Annotated in this window: 21 protein-coding genes; 5 read left to right on the plus strand and 16 right to left on the minus strand. The window is 64.8% G+C overall.

Annotated elements, in window-relative coordinates; all coding sequences use genetic code 11:
* Positions 1 to 11: 11 nt before the first annotated feature.
* Positions 12 to 605 carry a DUF1214 domain-containing protein gene (locus GR138_RS18130; RefSeq protein WP_160860654.1) on the plus strand — a complete coding sequence of 198 codons (594 nt, stop codon included), beginning with the start codon at positions 12 to 14 and terminating at the stop codon, positions 603 to 605.
* On the plus strand, positions 598 to 1,146 hold the full coding sequence (locus tag GR138_RS18135; protein ID WP_160860655.1) for a DUF1254 domain-containing protein: 549 nt from the start codon (positions 598 to 600) through the stop codon (positions 1,144 to 1,146). Before GR138_RS18130 ends, GR138_RS18135 begins: the two co-directional genes overlap by 8 nt.
* A gap of 196 nt (positions 1,147 to 1,342) precedes the next feature.
* Here GR138_RS18135 and GR138_RS30310 read toward each other — a convergent pair whose 3' ends face one another.
* Positions 1,343 to 1,531, minus strand: coding sequence for a hypothetical protein (locus tag GR138_RS30310; protein WP_202402719.1), 189 nt, complete (start codon positions 1,529 to 1,531; stop codon positions 1,343 to 1,345).
* A 647-nt stretch (positions 1,532 to 2,178) separates the two neighbouring features.
* On the opposite strand from GR138_RS30310, the gene GR138_RS18140 reads away from it, so the two are divergent.
* Positions 2,179 to 3,093 carry a hypothetical protein gene (locus GR138_RS18140; protein WP_160860656.1) on the plus strand — a complete coding sequence of 305 codons (915 nt, stop codon included), beginning with the start codon at positions 2,179 to 2,181 and terminating at the stop codon, positions 3,091 to 3,093.
* 12 nt (positions 3,094 to 3,105) lie between these two features.
* Here GR138_RS18140 and GR138_RS30830 read toward each other — a convergent pair whose 3' ends face one another.
* From GR138_RS30830 to GR138_RS18165, 6 genes are all read right to left on the minus strand, one after another.
* Positions 3,106 to 3,237: a hypothetical protein gene (locus GR138_RS30830; protein WP_276508797.1), complete on the minus strand. Its 132-nt coding sequence runs from the start codon at positions 3,235 to 3,237 to the stop codon at positions 3,106 to 3,108.
* A 91-nt stretch (positions 3,238 to 3,328) separates the two neighbouring features.
* Complete coding sequence (locus GR138_RS18145) at positions 3,329 to 4,978, minus strand: calcium-binding protein (RefSeq protein WP_160860657.1); 1,650 nt, start codon at positions 4,976 to 4,978, stop codon at positions 3,329 to 3,331.
* A 100-nt stretch (positions 4,979 to 5,078) separates the two neighbouring features.
* Positions 5,079 to 5,450 carry a DUF1491 family protein gene (locus GR138_RS18150; RefSeq protein ID WP_160860658.1) on the minus strand — a complete coding sequence of 124 codons (372 nt, stop codon included), beginning with the start codon at positions 5,448 to 5,450 and terminating at the stop codon, positions 5,079 to 5,081.
* A 44-nt stretch (positions 5,451 to 5,494) separates the two neighbouring features.
* The gene (locus tag GR138_RS18155; protein WP_160860659.1) at positions 5,495 to 6,937 is read right to left on the minus strand and encodes a methyl-accepting chemotaxis protein; all 1,443 of its coding nucleotides are present in this window, start codon (positions 6,935 to 6,937) and stop codon (positions 5,495 to 5,497) included.
* Between the two features lie 118 nt (positions 6,938 to 7,055).
* On the minus strand, positions 7,056 to 7,784 hold the full coding sequence (locus tag GR138_RS18160) for a peptidoglycan-binding domain-containing protein (protein ID WP_160860660.1): 729 nt from the start codon (positions 7,782 to 7,784) through the stop codon (positions 7,056 to 7,058).
* On the minus strand, positions 7,756 to 9,288 hold the full coding sequence (locus GR138_RS18165) for a sensor histidine kinase (RefSeq protein WP_160860661.1): 1,533 nt from the start codon (positions 9,286 to 9,288) through the stop codon (positions 7,756 to 7,758). Before GR138_RS18165 ends, GR138_RS18160 begins: the two co-directional genes overlap by 29 nt.
* A 504-nt stretch (positions 9,289 to 9,792) precedes the next feature.
* Here GR138_RS18165 and GR138_RS18170 point away from each other — a divergent pair.
* Entirely contained in the window at positions 9,793 to 10,218 is a 426-nt protein-coding gene (locus tag GR138_RS18170) for a DUF5330 domain-containing protein (protein WP_160860662.1), read from the plus strand.
* A 208-nt stretch (positions 10,219 to 10,426) separates the two neighbouring features.
* Positions 10,427 to 10,846 (plus strand): SufE family protein, encoded by a 420-nt coding sequence (locus GR138_RS18175; RefSeq protein ID WP_160860663.1) that lies wholly within the window; start codon positions 10,427 to 10,429, stop codon positions 10,844 to 10,846.
* 17 nt (positions 10,847 to 10,863) lie between these two features.
* Here the strand turns inward: GR138_RS18175 and GR138_RS18180 are convergent, their stop codons facing one another.
* From GR138_RS18180 to GR138_RS18220, 9 genes are all read right to left on the minus strand, one after another.
* Positions 10,864 to 11,658, minus strand: coding sequence for a DUF6456 domain-containing protein (locus tag GR138_RS18180; protein ID WP_160860664.1), 795 nt, complete (start codon positions 11,656 to 11,658; stop codon positions 10,864 to 10,866).
* A complete protein-coding gene (locus GR138_RS30620; RefSeq protein WP_246200549.1) occupies positions 11,651 to 12,121 on the minus strand; it encodes a helix-turn-helix domain-containing protein in 471 nt (156 codons plus the stop codon). Before GR138_RS30620 ends, GR138_RS18180 begins: the two co-directional genes overlap by 8 nt.
* Positions 12,122 to 12,391: 270 nt before the next feature.
* Positions 12,392 to 12,826: a Ros/MucR family transcriptional regulator gene (locus tag GR138_RS18190; RefSeq protein ID WP_160860665.1), complete on the minus strand. Its 435-nt coding sequence runs from the start codon at positions 12,824 to 12,826 to the stop codon at positions 12,392 to 12,394.
* 426 nt (positions 12,827 to 13,252) lie between these two features.
* Positions 13,253 to 13,609, minus strand: a complete 357-nt coding sequence (gene mnhG / locus GR138_RS18195; RefSeq protein ID WP_420853666.1) for a monovalent cation/H(+) antiporter subunit G — start codon at positions 13,607 to 13,609, stop codon at positions 13,253 to 13,255.
* Complete coding sequence (locus GR138_RS18200; RefSeq protein ID WP_160860666.1) at positions 13,609 to 13,977, minus strand: cation:proton antiporter; 369 nt, start codon at positions 13,975 to 13,977, stop codon at positions 13,609 to 13,611. The genes mnhG and GR138_RS18200 overlap by 1 nt, the downstream gene beginning before the upstream one ends.
* Positions 13,977 to 14,450, minus strand: coding sequence for a Na+/H+ antiporter subunit E (locus GR138_RS18205; RefSeq protein WP_160860667.1), 474 nt, complete (start codon positions 14,448 to 14,450; stop codon positions 13,977 to 13,979). Before GR138_RS18205 ends, GR138_RS18200 begins: the two co-directional genes overlap by 1 nt.
* Before the next feature lie 2 nt (positions 14,451 to 14,452).
* Positions 14,453 to 15,994, minus strand: coding sequence for a Na+/H+ antiporter subunit D (locus tag GR138_RS18210; protein ID WP_160860668.1), 1,542 nt, complete (start codon positions 15,992 to 15,994; stop codon positions 14,453 to 14,455).
* Between the two features lie 17 nt (positions 15,995 to 16,011).
* Positions 16,012 to 16,389 (minus strand): Na+/H+ antiporter subunit C, encoded by a 378-nt coding sequence (locus GR138_RS18215; RefSeq protein ID WP_160860669.1) that lies wholly within the window; start codon positions 16,387 to 16,389, stop codon positions 16,012 to 16,014.
* Positions 16,389 to 16,808 (minus strand): Na(+)/H(+) antiporter subunit B, encoded by a 420-nt coding sequence (locus GR138_RS18220; RefSeq protein ID WP_160860670.1) that lies wholly within the window; start codon positions 16,806 to 16,808, stop codon positions 16,389 to 16,391. Before GR138_RS18220 ends, GR138_RS18215 begins: the two co-directional genes overlap by 1 nt.
* Positions 16,809 to 16,988 lie beyond the last annotated feature (180 nt).

Here is a 16,988-nt window from a genome sequence, read left to right on the forward strand (position 1 = left end):
GTCGATTGCCCTTGTTCCGTACACCCCTCGTCATCGCCACAGCGCTCGCCGTCGCCTTCGGGCTCGGTATCCTGAGTTCGATCTATGCGCTGCGGGCGACGGTCGGCTTCGGCGCCATCGCGCTCGGCCCCTGGACCGCCTTCCCAACCGCGCAGACGATCGACGCCGACCCCTACGCGAAGGCCCACCGCGCACGCGACGGCAAGCTGCTGCTCGGCGGCGCCGAAGGCCTCACCTTCACCGCAGCGACGGACAGCGAGAACCGCTCGCTTGTCGAAAACTGCCGCTATGAGATCAAGGGCATCACGCCGCCCGCCCGCCTCTGGACGCTGCATGCGGCCGACCGCAACGGCAACCCGCTGCCGGGCACCCTGCCCGGCCTGCCGACTGGCATCAACGCCTGGTCGGTGCTGCGCAGCGCCGACAGCAGTTTTTCGATCCGCATCGCCGCAGCGGCCACGCCCGGCAACTGGCTTGCCGTGCCGGAAGGCAGGGCGCCGTTCCTGCTGGTCATGACCCTGCTCGACACGCCGACCGCCGGCAGCTCCGGCGTCATCGACCTCGCCATGCCCGGCATCACCCGGCTGGACTGTGCCGATGCGTAACCTCCTCTATGCCATCGCCGTCGGCCTCGTCGGTGCGGCCCTTCTGCACATCGTCATCATTCTCTCCCTGCCGAGCTTTACCGGCCGCGACGCCTATACGCGCGTGCAGAGTTTCGGCGAGACGAACCGCTTCTTCCCGCTCGCCAATACCAGCGACACGCTGGCGCCGATCAACGACGATCCGGCCATGAAGACCGCCGTCTGCACCTTCTCGGTGGAAAATGGCCCGATCCGTCTTTTCGCGGCGGGCGACGTGCCCTTCTGGTCGCTCGTCGTCTATGACGGAGCCTCCAACGAGGTGTTCAGCATGAACGACCGCACCTCGGTCAGCGGCGCGCTCGACACGCTGGTCGCAACGCCCATCCAGCTCATCGGCATCCGCAAGGCGGTGCCGCAGGAGCTGGAACAGTCGATCCTGGTCGAAATGCGCGGCGAGGAAGGCTATGCGGTGCTGCGCACCTTCGTGCCCACGCGTAGCCGCCAGGAAGCGGCAACCGCCTTTCTCGCGGATGCCAGTTGCGAAGCCTTTACCGCCGATTAGGCTAAAAACGGCGTGTCATCCCATGCAACCGGCCGCGTAGGAGCCTTCCGGCCGGATGTCGCCGGCAAGCGCCTTCGCAAGCATCGTGGAATTAGAGAGATTGCGCACCGGTGACCGTTGTTGTGCGCTCGAAAATACGACGACAACCGATCACGCGGCAGCAGGGCAAACACCTGCCACGCCCGATCGATGACGATCAGGGCCGGCGGGCTGTATCCTGCGTGTTTTTCTTCACCGTCTTGCTGCGTGCGGCCAGCATGGCCGGTGTCAGGCGCTCATAGCGCACGCCGGTGAACAGAAGCACCTGGGCCGGGGCCTCGCGGCGAATGGTGTCGCGTCTCGTCGTTCGCGCGAGCCATTCCTTCAATCGTACTACGTCTGCCATTCTCGCCTCCAAAAGAAGAATCGAGACGGATGAAGTACTCCTACAATCTCACCCTGCCCGTTTCCGGGCCGGTGCATCCGGTTCCGTCGTCACCCGGCTGCGACATGAGCTGATGTCATCCCAGTCGCATACAGGGGGAAAACGGCGATACGAGTCCAAAAGTTTCCCATTCACGAGAAATTGTCCTGGACCGCCCGGTATCCGGACCATCGCACCTTTCCCATCGACCCGGCGGCGCCCTCTGGCGGACCGCCGTTCCAATACCCGAATCATACCACGTCTATCGAATTAGACGAGCCGATCCATGTCCCTAAAACTAACGACTATCGAGTTAACATGCTGTTAACACTAGCCTGAAGACCGCACGCGCGCAGTTCCCTACGGCACAGGTGCCCGCGACAGCGGCGTCCCGATGCGGCACGCAACGGCGCATGCACATTCTGCAACTCCCGCGGCAGCGCTTTGTAAACATTGCGGTTTCCGCGCGAGCAAGGTTAACGGCTCGCTAACGCTTTTCCTCTATTTTTCATGAACGACAATGGGGATCGGCAAGGGGCTGCCGGTCCGGGGATGACGGGTGTTTTGTGGCGGACAGGTTTCGCGAATTGGAGAGACCGCAGGCGGGGCGGCCGAAGGACATCGTCTTGATGGCCACGGTTTCCAGCTTCGAGAGCCTGCGTCTTCCGTCAAGGTCGGATCTTCATCAGTTCGGCGAACTGTTTGAGCCTCTCTATGACGCGTCGAGCGAGGAAGCGCGCCGGCAGGCCGTCGCCGCCCTGTCGCGCTGCCCGCAGATCCCCGATGACACCGCCCTCTTCATCGCCCGCCAGCCGATCGGCATCGCCGCGATTTTCCTCATGGGCGCGAAGGCCATTCCCGATGCGACACTGATGCGCATCCTGCGGGCGGCCGGTCCCGAGCACGCCCGCGCCATCGGCAAGCGCGACGATCTTTCGCCCGCCATCGTCGAGGCGCTGGTCGGCACCCACCAGGACCATGCAAGCCGCCGCACCGGGGACGACCGCGAGGCGGCGCTCAGGGAAGCGGCAAGGCTGGAGCGGGAAGAGGAGATTCGCGACGAGCTGCGCGCCCTCGTTCGCGCCGCAACGCCGGCCACCGAAGCGCCCGCCGGGCTCGAACCGGCAACCGAGATGCATCAGGCGCTGTTCGTGCGCTTTGCGCGCGGCGGGGAAATCGGCATGCTGGCGGTGACGCTCGCCGATGCGCTCGCCTCCAGCCAATGGCTTTCGGAGCGCATCCTGCTCGATGTGTCCGGACGACAGCTTGCCGAAACGCTGGTGGCGCTCGACGTGCCCGAAGCCGATGGCGTTTTCGTTCTGGGAAAGATTTATCCGCATCTTGCCGCGGGCGGCGCGGCAGAGTTGTTGTCGACGCTAGACCCCGCCGAGGCTGTCCTCCGGGTCGAAAGCTGGCAGCGGGCGGACAGCTACACGAACGGCGATGGCCTGCCGAAGGCGGCCAATGGCGACGACGCGCAGGCGAATGGGCAGGATCACCATGACAGGTCCTCCGTGACGAAACGGCAACGCGCCGCCGGTTGAAATCCGGTTCCGTTAGAAAATCCGGCGCTTGGCCGGCAGGCGAACCGTCGCGCCTTCGTTGCGCTCGGCGGAGAGCGCGGCCAGCATGGTCACGACGAACATTCCCGAAATCAGCAGTGCAAGGGCAGGCAGCACGATAAACATGGGTGTTTCTCCAAGGGTTCACAGGCCGTTGCCTGTGCCTCCCTTTTCCCATGTCGGCCGCCCGCCGGCTGTTCCCGCAGGAACAGGACGGTCAGAACAGGAAGTCGCCCTTCGACAGATCGGAGAGATCGACATGCTTCAGCGTCAGCACATCGTTGCCGGCGCGGATCAGCACGTCGTCGCCGCTCTGCACCGCATGGTTCTTCACGAGGTCGGCAAAGCTGGTGATGTCCGCAAGGCCGGAGAAATCGACGCGGTCCGTGCCCGGCGCAAAATCCGTCACGCTGTCCTTGCCCGAGCCCTTGGAGAAGAGGAAGACATCCGCCCCGCTGCCGCCGATGAGCGTGTCGTTGCCCTTGCGGCCATCGAGGATGTCGTTGCCGGCCCCACCGGAGAGGATGTTGCCGCCGCTGTTGCCGATGATCACATTGTCCAGCTCATTGCCGGTGCCGCGCATGTCGGCGGTGCCGAGCAGGATGAGCTTTTCGAGATTGGCGCCGAGCTTGTAACTCACCGACGACTGGACCGTGTCGGTCCCCTCGCCAGCCTTTTCCACGAGCTTCAGGGCCGCGTCGGCGACGAGATAGGTGTCGTTGCCCTTGCCGCCCGCCACCCAGCCGATCACCTTGCCGCCGCGTGTGTCAAAAATGTCGTTGCCGGCGCCGAGAGAGACATGGCCACGGATCGTGCCATTGTTGGTGATGGCCTCGATGCCGTTGCCGCCCTTCAGCGCCAGGCTTTCGGCCGTCAGCGACCCGTTGTTGGAAAAGACGTTCTTGCCGCTGCCGAGCAGGGAAACCGCGACACCCGAGGTCGCTGTGACGGAGCCGTTGTTGGTCAGAGTGGCATTCGCGCCGTCGATATAGATGCCGGACGCGCCCTTCAGGGTACCGTTGTTGGTGATCTGCGCGGCCGCACCGCCGACGTCGATGCCATCCCCGGACGTCGAGGTGATCGTCTTGTGGTTGGCAAAGTTGGCGTTTGCACCATCCAGCCGCACGGCATCCCGGGCGGCCGTGATCGTGCCGTTGTTCGACATGACGAGGTTGGCGCCCGTCACGACAATGCCCTCGTCGCCGCGCGAAAGGATCTTGCCGTTGTTGGTGATGATGGCGTTCGCGCCGGTCACCGTGATCGCGTCGAGCTTGGCATCGATCGTGCCGCTGTTGGTCACGATGGCCTTCAGGCCGACGCTGCGAATGCCGTCATCCGCCGTCGAGCGGATGAGCCCGTAATTGGTGACGATCGTCTTCACGCCCGAGGCGATCACCGCATCGCCGACGCTTTTCACCGTGCCATGGTTGGTGACGAGCGCATCGTCACCCTTCGCCTTGACACCGGCGCCGCTCGACAGCACGGAGCCGCGGTTGGTGAAATTCAGGCCTTCGCCGGTAAAGACACCGGCATAGGTGCCGCCGGACAGCGTGCCGAGATTGGTAAGGATCAGGTCCGCGCCACTCGCCATCAGGCCGATCAGCTTGGCGGAAACGACGCCGTTCGCCTTGATGGTGACATCGCCGGCATTCGCCTGGGTTGCGGAGGCGCCCAGAACCACGCCGTTTCCGGCGGAGGAGCTGACCCTGCCGTCGAACACCAGCGAGCGACCCGCATAGAGGCCGGAGGCATCGACGGCCGTGCCCTTGGTGGCGATCGAAACGCCGGGCGCGAGGATCCACTGGCTGTTTGCCTGTTTGGCAAGGAGCGTCGACGTCATGTCGACCTTGATGTCATATTTGGTCATTCTTGTCGGGCGTCCATCATTGACGTCATCACGTCTTAAAATCCTATCGGCAAACAATCCGTTTCAATTGCGGCCGTCATCGTCCAATCCGTGCAGAGGGTTAACGGCGGAAGAAGCCGTCATCCTTCGGTTCGGCCGTGCCGAAATCCATCAGGTCGCCAAGATCGTCGGTCTCGACGGTCAGCACCCAGAGGTCGCTGTCGAAGCGCCGCTCCCGGTCGATCGCCGCGCCGACGGCGCTTGCCTCCACGCGGTCCAGCCGCGTCTCGAACAGCCGCCGGTCGCTCTCCTCCGCCTCGAAGAAACTCTGCGGCGCCGGGGCATGCAGGCTCTCCGAACCGTCGCGAAAAACCTGCCGCACGAACACCGCACCCGCCTCCTCCGCGCCCTTCGCCTCGACAGCCGCGAAATCGCCACGGGCAAAGACGCGGCGCATCAGGGCGGAGACGAAGATATCGGTGCGAAGGCGCATGGTCGCGGCATACACCGCACCGCGCGCCGGGGCAATCGCTAGACCTATAGGCGGATCGCCAACCGCAGCCCGCCCCAGTGCCGGCCATTGACGGTAATGGGGGCGGAGATGTCCTTCATCAGCACGAACTGCCCGCCGCCCATGTCGCGGCGATAGGTCTGGAGGAGAAACGGCTCTTTATTGCGGCCGGCGGCCAGCCCCACCCGGTCGTCGAAGATGCGGCGGTTGCGGCAGTTCGCGGTGTTCCACGCCGGATCGCCCGGCCGCTGCGGCTCGGAGAATTTGCGGTTGTGCGTCGGCAGGTAGCCGTTCTCGTCCACCGCCGCGCAGAAGGCGATGCGCTCGTCGCGCGTGGCGGCCGGCTCCTGGATTGCCGGCAGCACGCGGTCGGTGAAGTCGGTGAAGCGCGTCATCATCTGCACCGGGTCGGTGCCGGGGATCGGCCGATACTGCCGGTCGAACAGCGCCTCCATGCCGATCTCGCCGCTCAGCACGGCCGCGGTGAAGCGGGCAGAGACCGCGTCACCCAAGTCCTGGACCAGGCGGATATAGGGGCTGTCCGGCGTCTCGATGCCCGCACTCGCCGTCGCCTGGATGATGCGCTCGGAAATAGTCACCACCTCGCCGACCTTGCCGGAGGCCTTCTGCAGCACCGCGTTGGAACGGATGATCTCCGTCGAGGCAGCACCGATCGACCGGGCGAATTCGCTGCATTGCTTGTCGACGGCACCCGTCGTGGCGGCGAGCGAGGAGGCGCTGTCGAGGATTTTCGACATGACCGTCTCCACGCCGGCAAACGAGCCCTGCACGTCCGACGCCGTTGCCTTCACGCCCTCGGCCGAAACGCGCGCGCCCTCGCCCGCCGCCTCCAGCCGGTCGATGCGTGCGCGCAGTTCCTGCAAGGTCTTCTGGATCGAGGCGGTCGTGCTGGAGGTTTCCAGCGACAGCGCGCGCACCTCCGTCGCAACCACGGCAAATCCCTTGCCCGCCTCGCCCGCACGCGCCGCCTCGATTGCGGCATTCAGTGCCAGAAGGTTGGTCTGCCGCGCGATGGTGCCGATCGCATCGGCGAGCCGGCCGACATCTGCCAGCGCCCTGGAAAAGGCGGCAATCTCGGTGCCGATCTCGTTGGAGGCCGTCACCATATGGTCGATCGCGGCAATCGAGCCGTCGAGCTGCACCGCCTGTTCGCCGAGCACCTTGCGGGCGCTCGCGGCCAGTTGGTCGGTCTCTCCGAGCGCACGGGCAATGTCGCCATTGGTGCTGGCAATGGCCGTCGCCGACTGGGTCAGGCGGGTAAAGAGGCCGGCATGCTCACGCGATTGCGCGGCCGTGTCCTGAATGGAGCCGGCAATATCGACCAGATGCAGGCCGAGATCCGAAGCCTCGGCCGCCAACCCGCCGACGACCCGGCGCAGCGCCTCCGCATCGGCCGGTGCTTCGTCTTCAAATGTATTAGCAAACTCACGCAAGGCAGCATTGGACATGGCTCGACAATCCTCCCGGCAATCGGAGGATTATCCGGCAGGCATGGTTAATGCTTCCTTTAAAAACAACCGGTAGATGCGCGCGCCGCAGTCGTACGACTTTGGTCGCATGCGCACCTTACAGCGCGCCGATATCCTTCAGCTTGGCGAGCACCTGCGTGTTCGGCTCGCCGGTCACCGGAAGACGGTAATGCTTCTCAAAATGGCGGATCGCCAGGCGGGTCTTTTCACCGATGAGGCCGTCCACCGCGATATCCGTATAGGCGATGTTGCTCAGCCCCTTCTGGATCTTCATCACCAGGTCGCTCGGCGCCGGTTTTGCCACCGCGGAGGTGACGGCCGGATCGGCCTCGGCTTCCATGATCGCCGCGGCGACCGGGTCGGCCTCGTCCTGTTTCGCCTCGCTTGCCGTCGCCGGCTGCTTCTCGATGACCTTGGCCACCTCGTCGAAGGGCCGCTCGCCGGGCATTACGTCGGTGACCTCAGGCAGTTCCTCGCCCTCTTCCAGCCGCTCGATGACGAAGGTCGTCTGGTCATGCGGCTCGGGTTTCGTCGCGGTGAAGCCCAGCGAATTGTCGGCCGCGCGCATCTTGAGGAACGGGGCTGGATGGCCGCCCGGCTGATACCACAGCGCATTGGCCGCCACGAAGGAGAACACGACGAGGAAGGCGCAGGTGCCGCCGACGGTGGCCGGATGGCGCGCGGCAAGCCCTCCGAGCGCGACAAGCCCGGTGATGACGACGTTCGGCCGGCGCGGCGGCGGTGCTGCGGCACGCTTGCCGGAACCGCCCTTGCGGGCCTGGCCTTGCGGCCGCCGCTCAGGCTGTTTTCTGACGTGCGCGTTCATGGGTCGTGTCCTTGCCATCGAGCGACGGCTCGTAAACGGTCTCGCTGCCTGCCGCAAGGCGCGGCGGGAAATCGACGGTGGATGCCGTGGTCAGCCGGTGCTCGTCCTCGTGCAGGACGCCCGACCCGTCCGCCGGCACGCGGATGGTGATGACCGTGCCCTCGCCCGGCCGGCTCTGGATGACGAAGCTGCCGCCATGCAGCGCCACGAGACCCTTGACGAGCGACAGGCCAAGCCCTGTGCCTTCGTATTTGCGGGTATATTCGTTCTGCACCTGCATGAAGGGCTGGCCGATGAGCGCGAGCTTGTCGGCCGGAATGCCGATGCCCGTATCGCTGACCGTCAGCAACAGGTCCTTGCCTTCCCGCGCCGCATCGATGGTGACGATGCCGCCGCGGTCGGTGAACTTGATCGCATTGCCGACGAGGTTGATCAGGATCTGCTGGATCGCCCGCTGGTCGGCCACCGCCTCGCCGATGGCGCGCGGGACGCGGCTGGTCAGCTTGATGCCCTTGTCGCGCGCCTGGAGGCCGAGCATCTGCTCGCAGGCCCGCACGCTGTCGGCGACGATGAAGGGCTCGGTCAAGAGTTCGTAGCGGCCGGCCTCGATCTTCGAGACGTCCAGCATGGTGTTGACCACCGACAGCAGGTGTGATCCCGACTGGTGGATCAGGGCGACATATTCGCGCTGGCGGTCGTTCTCGAGCTTGCCGAAATACTCGCCGGTCAGGATATCGGAGAAGCCGAGGATGGCATTCAGCGGCGTGCGCAGCTCATGGCTGACGGCGGCCAGGAAACGCGTCTTGGCGTCGTTGGCCGATTCGGCCTCCGCCGTCTTGCGCGCACCTTCGCTTCTCAGCCGTGCCTCTTCGGACATGTCGCGCGACTGGGCGACGACGGCCGCAAGCGCGCCGTCCGCACCGTGCAGCGCCGTCATTTCCACGCGCATATGCATGAACTGCTCGGCATCCGCCTCCAGGCGTGGGCGATCGATGCGGATGTCCACCGTCTCGCGCACCCCACCCTGGCGCAGGCGATCGATCGCGGCGAGGAAACCGAGCCGGTCGGAGATGTGGATCTGGTCGAGGTAGCCGCGCGCCATCGGGTCGCGCATCCAGGCGAGCATGTCGGCGCGGTCGCGGCCGTGCACGGCGGTGACGAAACCGCGCGCATCATGCAGCGTCACGAGGCCGGCAAAGAGATCATAAGGCGAGGACGTCTGGACCGGCGCGGTGGCGGCGAGCTCCTCGGCAAAGGTCTTCGGCTTCATCGGCCTGGGCTGGCGCGTCGCGGTCGCGGCGGCGGCCAGCAGCGCGCCGGCGCCGACGACGGCCACGCCGGCGGGCAGCGCGGCAGAAGCGGGCATGATGGCGGAAAGCGCGAGCGGCAGGCCGGGAACGGCGGCAAGAAGCGCCAGCGTCGTGGCACGCAACGACGCGGACGGGCGCTCGTCCGTCGCGCCCACGCCCGCAACGCCCGCAACGGCGCCCAGGCGGGCTGCCATTCTGTCAGCGATGGTGGTCAATTGGCGCAACGCAAAACCCTGCCGTTTATGTTCTTTTGTGTGAGCCCAAAATCGCATCGGCGACTTAAGGAAACAATAAACGACGGGGCCCGAAACCGGCCCAAAAAGCCCCAAAAGTCCCATTTCGGGCCAATCCACGGGCCATTCGTCCGGCGTGGTTAACGGGGTGTAAGCGCCTCATTTTGCGGCATTTTTCTGTTCGTATTAACCTCTGGGGCAGATCGCTGCGAATCGATCTCCCGGCGTTCCGGCGCCTTGGGTCCAGGGCGGATGCCATCATCCTTAACGGCAATCGCTAAAATCTGCCTCAAATGCCGGTAAAGTCGAAGATAGGTCGCATTTTACTTAAATCTGGGCAAAACCTGAGTGATTCTTGAAAAGGGGAATTTCCTTCCGCCCCCTATTCTCGCATCAACGGTTCGCCAAGGACCAGCAAGCCGAAGGCCGCAAAGAGCCGAGGCCCGATAACAAGGATGGCAAGCGATGTGGTTTCTGATCAAGGGAACGTTCTGGTTCTCCATGGTTCTCGTCCTGCTCCCGTTCCTCGACGCGGAATCCTCCGCGAAACTGGAGAAGGGGCCGAATGTCGAACTCGGCGACACCTTCTCCGCCGCCAGCGAGGCGATCGGCTACATGACGGCGATGTGCCTGGAAAAGCCTGACGTCTGCCAGAAGGGCGCGGAAACCTTCGTCGCTCTCGGCCACCGGGCCCGCGAAGGTGCACGCATCGCCTACCAGTTCCTCGATACCCAGTTTGCCGAAGACGGTGCTGCCGTCGCCAAGGCCGATCCCGCCAAGGACGAAGCGCTCGACCAGCCGCTTCCGGATGTCGCGGCGATCGATGCCGACGACGAGGTCATCACCGGCACCGTCGCCATCCCGACCCGCCGCCCCGACCACAAGGGCTGAGAGTTTCCGAAATACTGCCTGCCTGACTCGTTGCCCTGCAACCGCCGTATGGACACGTTCCCTACGGCGTTTCTTTTTGTGGCTGCGGATTCCAGTTCAAATCCCCGGCGCCCTCGCCTATATGAAGACCGTAATCCCCTCAGGATGACGCAACGCCGGACATGAAGCCGCTTGGCACGTTCACCGGACTTGCTCAGGACGGAATGCCATGGCCACGCTGCAGCAGATCATCGACGACTTCGCCTTCCTCGAAGAATGGGAAGACCGCTACCGCTATGTCATCGAGCTCGGCAAGGCGCTGCCGGATCTGCCCGAAGACAAACGCACGGCCGCCAACAAGGTGCAGGGCTGCGCCAGCCAGGTCTGGCTCGTCAGCCACACCGATGGCGGCGCCGATCCGGTGATGACCTTCGACGGCGATTCCGACGCCCATATCGTGCGCGGGCTCGTCGCCATCGTGCTCGCCATCTATTCCGGCAAACGCGCCTCCGAGATCGCCGCCCTCGATGCCATCGATACCTTCAACGCGATCGGCCTCGTCGAGCACCTCTCCTCCCAGCGCGCCAACGGCCTGCGTTCGATGGTCAAACGCATCCGCGAAGAGGCCGCCCTGCGCGTGGCGGCCTGACCGCCTGCAGCGCGGGTTCAGCGCAAAAGGTCCGGCCGGTACCCGTCCGCACCCCAGACGTGGCTCCGCCGCGTGGTCTTTGCCGGCGGGGCGTAGTGGCGGGCAAGTGCCAGCAAGGCGGCGCGCAGCATGAGCTTTGCCGAGCGGGCGGGCCATTGACGCTCGCGCTCCACCGTCTCCAACCCCTTCATGAAACAGCAGACATCGAGCGCGACGCCGGAAAGCTCCGGCCCGATCGCCTCGATGGCGCGGGCGACACGCAGCCTTGCGGCAAGCGCCGTGTCGGTCAGTTCGCGCCCCGCGCCTGCCTCGCCCTTCTGTCGGCTGGCGATACGCGGCTCCCACGACATGGTCATCTTCGGCTGCAGGCCGCCGCGGGTGAAGTCGGCATGCAGCCGCTCGCCGGCCGCGAAGGCGCCGTCCGGCAGATAGGCCTCGCCCGACTTCTCCTTCAGCCGCCCGAGGCTCGCCAGCGGTGATTCCAACCGGTTGGCGACGGCGCGCTCCCGCGCACCGTCACACAGCACGGTCACCTCGGTGATGTCGCGATGCTGGCCGGCAAAGGGGGTCTGCGCATCGCAAAGCCGGCGTTTCAGATGGGCGCGCGCCTCCGGCAACGGGCTCAGCCGTGCCCCGTCGCGACGCAGGAGACCGAGGCTGAGCGCCCGCGCCAGCACCGCCGGCGCCAACGGCTGCCTGCGGCCATCGGCGGCTCTCAGGCCCTCGCCGTCGACAAGCTTCGCCTCGCCGGCGGTCAGCACGAAGCGCAAGAGCCTCGCAAGCGCATCGTCTTTCCCGTCCCCCTCACTCATGGCTGCCGATCCCCGCCGGACCGAAAACCGACAGCACGACGCGCTCGACTGCCGAAACGAAGGCATCGAAGGCGACGTCGTCGCGCCGGTCCTCCACCCGGTTGCAGGCATGGCCGACCGTCGTGCGGTCGCGGCCGAAGGCAACGCCGATATCGGCCTGCGAGAGGCGCAGCACGACATGGCAGACATACATGGCGATCTGCCGGACATGGCAGGTGGAGCGGCGGCTGTCGCGGCGCCAGAGCGGCCGGTCGCTCGCCATCGCCGTCATTTCCAGCACGAGCTGGCGCACGATCCGGCAGGCGACTGCCGGAAGCACGATCGGCGCCGCCTGGCCATCCATCCTGCGCCGCAGGCGCGGCCCGTCGTCTTCCGGCTCCAGGCCCTTGGTTTCCGGCGCCATGCCGGCGGGAGGCGCTGTTTTCGTGGGCGACGGTCGGTGAGAAACGATGAACTGATGCATGACTGGCCACTCCGTTTATAGGAATTTATTCATACACCCTAGAGCACAAGTGAGGATGAAGGAAGCATTTCCTTGCAACCGAGCCTTGAATATCTTGATAAATTTACGACAATAATCCCCTATCTAGGCATTATTTCCTCTTCCTGACTGCGAAAAAGCCGGCCGGCGACGCCATGACCGGTTACGATTCGTCGGCGAATCCGCGCCCGGAACGAAAAAAGCCGGCCCCTCGCGAGGCCGGCTTTTCATGCGCTGGATCAAATCCGCTGGTTACTTCGCCTTGCGGCGCTGGCCGAGGCCCATTTCCTTGGCAAGGCGCGAACGGGCTTCGGCATAGGCCGGAGCGACCATCGGGTAATCGGCCGGCAGGTCCCACTTTTCGCGGTACTCTTCCGGGGTCATGCCGTAATGGGTCATCAGGTGGCGCTTCAGCGACTTGAACTTCTGGCCGTCTTCCAGGCAGATGATGTAGTCGTTCTGCACGGACTTGCGCACCGGTACCGGCGGCTTCGGCTTCTCGGCAACGACCGGCGCCTCGACAATGGCAGCGGGCGCCGTCGTGTTGTTGAGCGCGGCATGCACATCACCGATCAGGCCCGGCAGGTCGGCCACCGGCACGACATGGTTGCCGACATAGGCGGCGACGATTTCGGCTGTGAGTTCCACGAGCAGACTGCCGCCGGCGCCAAGGGTAGTTTCGGTCATTTCTTTCTCCTGTCAAACAACACAAAGGTCGATGGCCCTATCCACCGTCCCGGTCCTTGAATTGCGGATAAAGCGCCCTCGCCGTATAATTGTGCGGCGCACTATTGTGCACCAGGACCACATATATCGAAACACAGGCATTTCGCGTCAAGATAACTCTTCACCACAGCGGTCACCGATTTCCGCTGAATTCGCGGCCGCGATATATACCGCGCTGGCGCGACTACGACTCAAATTCAACTTAAACAGGAAATCCGCAGACAAGCTAAATCAACCCGAATGCTTTACTTCGTTTGAAATATCATTCCTCAATTCAATGTCCAGTATTATTTTGGAACTTACCGGAGATAGCTGTGGGCTTCCAGCATTTCCCACTAAAATTCGAAGGATACTGCGAATTTTGAGGGTCGGCTTTCTAACCAAATGTCAACGCTTCTTGACGTTGCGGTTGTGTGCGTCGCGCAGTTCGTTGATCGTCGTCAGCCGGGTCAGGCGATAACCGGCGTCGTGCGCCGCCTTGGCGACGAGATGGGCCGCCACCGGTGCGGTCAGCACGAAGAAGACGAAACCGGCAAGCGCCCGCGTGAAGATCGCCACATCCAGCGAATGGAGGCCGGCGGCCAGCAGCATCAGCCCCGAGCCGACCGTGCCGGCCTTCGAGGCGGCGTGCATGCGGGTATAGACATCCGGCAGGCGCACGATGCCAAGCGCGGCGAGGAAGGTGAAAATGCCACCGGCGACCAGCATGATGCTGACGACAAGCGCGAGGCCGAGTTCCAGCATCAGCGTGCCCTCCCCTTGTTGCGTTGTTTGCCGTGCCGTGTGCCCTTGCGGGGCGGGTCGGCCACCGGCGCGGCGTCTTCCCCCGCCTGCATGCTGCCCTTGGTCAGGACGAACCGCGCGAAGGCGACGGTGGCGAGAAAGCCGACCAGGCCAAGGGCGATGGCGATGTCGATATAGAGGTTGAAGCCTGTCTTGACGGCGACCACGGCGATGAAGCCGATGGCAATGCCCGTCAGCATGTCGAGCGCGACGATGCGATCCGGCAGGGTCGGCCCCTTGATGACGCGGTAGGCCGTCAGGAAGAAGGCGGCGCACATCAGGAGAAGTGCGACATTCGCGGCGGCGGAGACGATCGTTTCAGCACCCATCAGCGGAAAGCCTCCAGGATCTTCTTCTCAAAGCCGTTGGCGATGTCGCGCCGGGCGCCGACGGGATCGGAACAATCGATGGCATGCACGTAGAGCACTTTGCGATCCTCGGAAACATCGACGGAGAGCGTGCCCGGCGTCAGGGTGATGAGATTGGCGAGCAGCGTGATTTCGAAATCGCGATCGACCGTCAGCGGAAAGGCGAAGATGCCCGGTTTCAGCACCATTCTAGGGCTTGCCACCAGCATCGCGACCTTCCAGGCCGACAGCGCCAGTTCCTTGAAGAAGAGCATCAGCAGCGACAGCACTTTCAGGGGCCGGATGCGCCGTCCGTCGGGCTGGATATGCCCGCGGATGAGCGCCAGCGACAGCGCGCCGGCAACCGCGCCGAGCAGCAGGTTCGGGATGGTGAAGCTGCCGGACACGGCCAGCCAGACGACGGTGAAGACGGCGATGATGACGGCCGGGCGCATGATCAGGTCCTCCCCGGAAAGACGGAGCCGATATAGGCCTGGGGATCGGCAAGGCCCTGTGCTGCATGTTGCACCAGCGACAACAACGGATCCGGAAAGAGCCCGAAGACCACCGTCAGCGCCGTCAGCGCGGCAAGCGGCACGAGCGCGCTCGGCGGAATGGTTTCATCGGGCAGCGCGTCGGCCGCCGGCCGCCAGTAGGCGAGCGCAAAGACGCGGCCGAAGGCGATGGTCGTGAGGAAACCGGTGAGGAGCACCACCACCACCAGCCACCAGGCGCCGATATCCATCGCGGCCTTGGCCACCATGACCTTGGGCCAGAAACCGGAGAATGGCGGCAGGCCGGACACGGCGAAGAACAGCACCAGCGACAGGGCGGAAAACAGCGCCGAGCGTGTGTAAAGTCCGCCGAGCAGGTTGAGATCGAAGCTGCCGGCCAGTCGTCCCGCCAGCCCCGCGGCCATGTAGAGCGCGGTCATGACGATCATGGAATGCAGCGCGTAGAAAATCGCCCCGCCAATACCGCCCGGACTGCCGAGCGACAGGCCGGCCAGCATGACGCCGATGCCGGAGATGACGGCATAACCGAGCAGGCGGCGGATATCGCTCTGGCCGATTGCGCCGAGCGCGCCAAGGATCATGGTGGCCGCGCCGGCAAGCGCGATGACGAAGCTCAGTTCCTCGCGCTCGAGCGGGAACAGCATGATCAGCGTGCGCAGCAGCGCATAGATGCCGACCTTGGTGAGCAGCCCGGCAAAGAGCGCGGAGACCACGACGCGCGGCGTGTGATAGGAGGCCGGCAACCAGAAATTCACCGGAAAGGCCGCCGCCTTCATGCCGAAGGCCAGCAGATAGAGCGTGGCAAGCGTCATCAGCGGCAGCTCGGCACGCGCGGCGGCTGCCTTGACGGCGATGTCGGCCATGTTGAGCGTGCCGAAGATGCCGTAGAGATAGCCGGTGGTGACGAGGAACAGCGTCGTCGCGATGAGGTTGAGGAAGGCGTATTTGATCGCGCCGTCGATCTGGCGCGGCTCCGAGCCGAGCGTGATGAGGCCGAAGGACGAGATCAGCAGCACCTCGAACCAGACATAGAGGTTGAAGATGTCGCCGGTCAGGAAGGCACCGGAGACGCCGGCCATCAAGAGCAGCAGGAACGGATAGAAGCCGTAGCGCCGGCCGCGGCCGTCGATATCGGTCAAGGCATGCACCGCGCCGGCAAGCGCCACGACCGCACCGGCCAGCGCGAAGAGCACGCCCGTCAGGTCCGCGGTGAAGGCGATGCCGAAGGGCGGCAGCCAGCGGCCCATCACCATGGTGGCCGGGCCGTTTGTCGCTACATGTGCGAGAAGCGCCGCATCGATCAGCACCAGCACGGCAAGGGCCGGCACGGCAAGCCATGCCTGCAGGTGCAGCGACTTGCGCAGCATGAGCAGCAGCGCGCCCGTCAGCAGGCACCAGGCGGGCGGCAGCACGACGAGCCAGTCGGCGGGTGCGACCGGCGTCATGACGAGGGCGGCGGAAAGGTCTGTGGGCGTTACGGCCATTGGCGGGGCGGTTCCTGTCAGTAGCCGGTCGGCGGGAGCGGATCGTTCTCCGGCTCCGCCACCCGCATCTCGTTGCCATTGTCGGTGCCAAGGTCCTGATAGGCACGGTAGACGAGCACGAGAAGGAAGGCGAAGAAGGAGAAGGAGATAACGATGGCCGTCAGGATGAGCGCCTGCGGCAGCGGATTGGCGGTCAATGTCACCGGCACGTCGTGGCCGGCCGGGATGATCGGCGGGACCTCGCGCAGGACGCGGCCATTGGCGAACAGCAGGAGGTTCACGCCATTGCCGAGCAGCACCACGCCGAGCAGCACGCGCACGAGGAACTTCGACAACATCAGATAGACGGCGGCAGCGAAGAACACGCCGATGAGAAGGACGAGCGGCAGTTCCATCACAGATCGTCTCCCGCTTCGAGCGCCAGTGCAATGGAGGTGATCGCCCCCACCACGACGAGATAGACGCCGGCATCGAACAGCATCACGGTGGAGAGCGGAATTTCCACGCCGAGGATCACCGGATAGACCCACAGCCCCGTCATGAACGGGACGGCAAAGACCATCGACAGCAGGCCGGCAAGGCAGGCGATGAACAGGCCGAAGGCCGAGATCGCCATCGGATGGAACCAAAGGGCCTTGCGCACGGCGGCAATGCCGTTGGCAATGCCGAAGATCGCCAGCGCCGACACGGCGATCAGCCCACCGATGAAGCCGCCGCCCGGCTCATTGTGGCCGCGCAGCAGCACGAAGAGCGAGAACAGCACCATGAGCGCGGTGAGGAACGGTGCGACGGTGCGGAAGATCAGCGTGTTCATGGGTGGGGGGCCTCCAGCGAAGTGGCATACCGGATTACCCCCCTCTGGCCTGCCGGCCATCTCCCCCACACGGGGGGAGATTGGCAAGCGGCAGCGTCATCGCTCCAGCCGCGATGGTCATGGGGGACGAGACGGTGCTCCATCGATCTCCCCCCTTGTGGGGGAGATGGCCGGCAGGCC

Origin of the sequence: Shinella kummerowiae, from assembly GCF_009827055.1 — a bacterium.
In the GTDB taxonomy this organism is placed as follows: domain Bacteria; phylum Pseudomonadota; class Alphaproteobacteria; order Rhizobiales; family Rhizobiaceae; genus Shinella; species Shinella kummerowiae.

Excerpts from the sequence above, each read along its gene's own strand:
- GR138_RS18220 (WP_160860670.1), bottom strand. The coding sequence starts at position 16,808 with ATGAACACGCTGATCTTCCGCACCGTCGCACCGTTCCTCACCGCGCTC.
- GR138_RS18150 (WP_160860658.1), bottom strand. The coding sequence starts at position 5,450 with ATGCGCCTTCGCACCGATATCTTCGTCTCCGCCCTGATGCGCCGCGTC.
- GR138_RS18135 (WP_160860655.1), top strand. The coding sequence starts at position 598 with ATGCGTAACCTCCTCTATGCCATCGCCGTCGGCCTCGTCGGTGCGGCC.
- GR138_RS30310 (WP_202402719.1), bottom strand. The coding sequence starts at position 1,531 with ATGGCAGACGTAGTACGATTGAAGGAATGGCTCGCGCGAACGACGAGA.
- GR138_RS18205 (WP_160860667.1), bottom strand. The coding sequence starts at position 14,450 with ATGCGCCCGGCCGTCATCATCGCCGTCTTCACCGTCGTCTGGCTGGCC.
- GR138_RS18145 (WP_160860657.1), bottom strand. The coding sequence starts at position 4,978 with ATGACCAAATATGACATCAAGGTCGACATGACGTCGACGCTCCTTGCC.
- mnhG (WP_420853666.1), bottom strand. The coding sequence starts at position 13,609 with ATGCTGGAACTCGGCCTCGCGCTTGTCGTCAGCATCATGCTGGTCGCC.
- GR138_RS18170 (WP_160860662.1), top strand. The coding sequence starts at position 9,793 with ATGTGGTTTCTGATCAAGGGAACGTTCTGGTTCTCCATGGTTCTCGTC.
- GR138_RS18160 (WP_160860660.1), bottom strand. The coding sequence starts at position 7,784 with ATGAACGCGCACGTCAGAAAACAGCCTGAGCGGCGGCCGCAAGGCCAG.
- GR138_RS18200 (WP_160860666.1), bottom strand. The coding sequence starts at position 13,977 with ATGGGTGCTGAAACGATCGTCTCCGCCGCCGCGAATGTCGCACTTCTC.
- GR138_RS18165 (WP_160860661.1), bottom strand. The coding sequence starts at position 9,288 with ATGGCAGCCCGCCTGGGCGCCGTTGCGGGCGTTGCGGGCGTGGGCGCG.
- GR138_RS30620 (WP_246200549.1), bottom strand. The coding sequence starts at position 12,121 with ATGCATCAGTTCATCGTTTCTCACCGACCGTCGCCCACGAAAACAGCG.
- GR138_RS18190 (WP_160860665.1), bottom strand. The coding sequence starts at position 12,826 with ATGACCGAAACTACCCTTGGCGCCGGCGGCAGTCTGCTCGTGGAACTC.
- GR138_RS18210 (WP_160860668.1), bottom strand. The coding sequence starts at position 15,994 with ATGGCCGTAACGCCCACAGACCTTTCCGCCGCCCTCGTCATGACGCCG.
- GR138_RS18155 (WP_160860659.1), bottom strand. The coding sequence starts at position 6,937 with ATGTCCAATGCTGCCTTGCGTGAGTTTGCTAATACATTTGAAGACGAA.
- GR138_RS18140 (WP_160860656.1), top strand. The coding sequence starts at position 2,179 with ATGGCCACGGTTTCCAGCTTCGAGAGCCTGCGTCTTCCGTCAAGGTCG.
- GR138_RS30830 (WP_276508797.1), bottom strand. The coding sequence starts at position 3,237 with ATGTTTATCGTGCTGCCTGCCCTTGCACTGCTGATTTCGGGAATGTTC.
- GR138_RS18215 (WP_160860669.1), bottom strand. The coding sequence starts at position 16,389 with ATGGAACTGCCGCTCGTCCTTCTCATCGGCGTGTTCTTCGCTGCCGCC.
- GR138_RS18180 (WP_160860664.1), bottom strand. The coding sequence starts at position 11,658 with ATGAGTGAGGGGGACGGGAAAGACGATGCGCTTGCGAGGCTCTTGCGC.
- GR138_RS18175 (WP_160860663.1), top strand. The coding sequence starts at position 10,427 with ATGGCCACGCTGCAGCAGATCATCGACGACTTCGCCTTCCTCGAAGAA.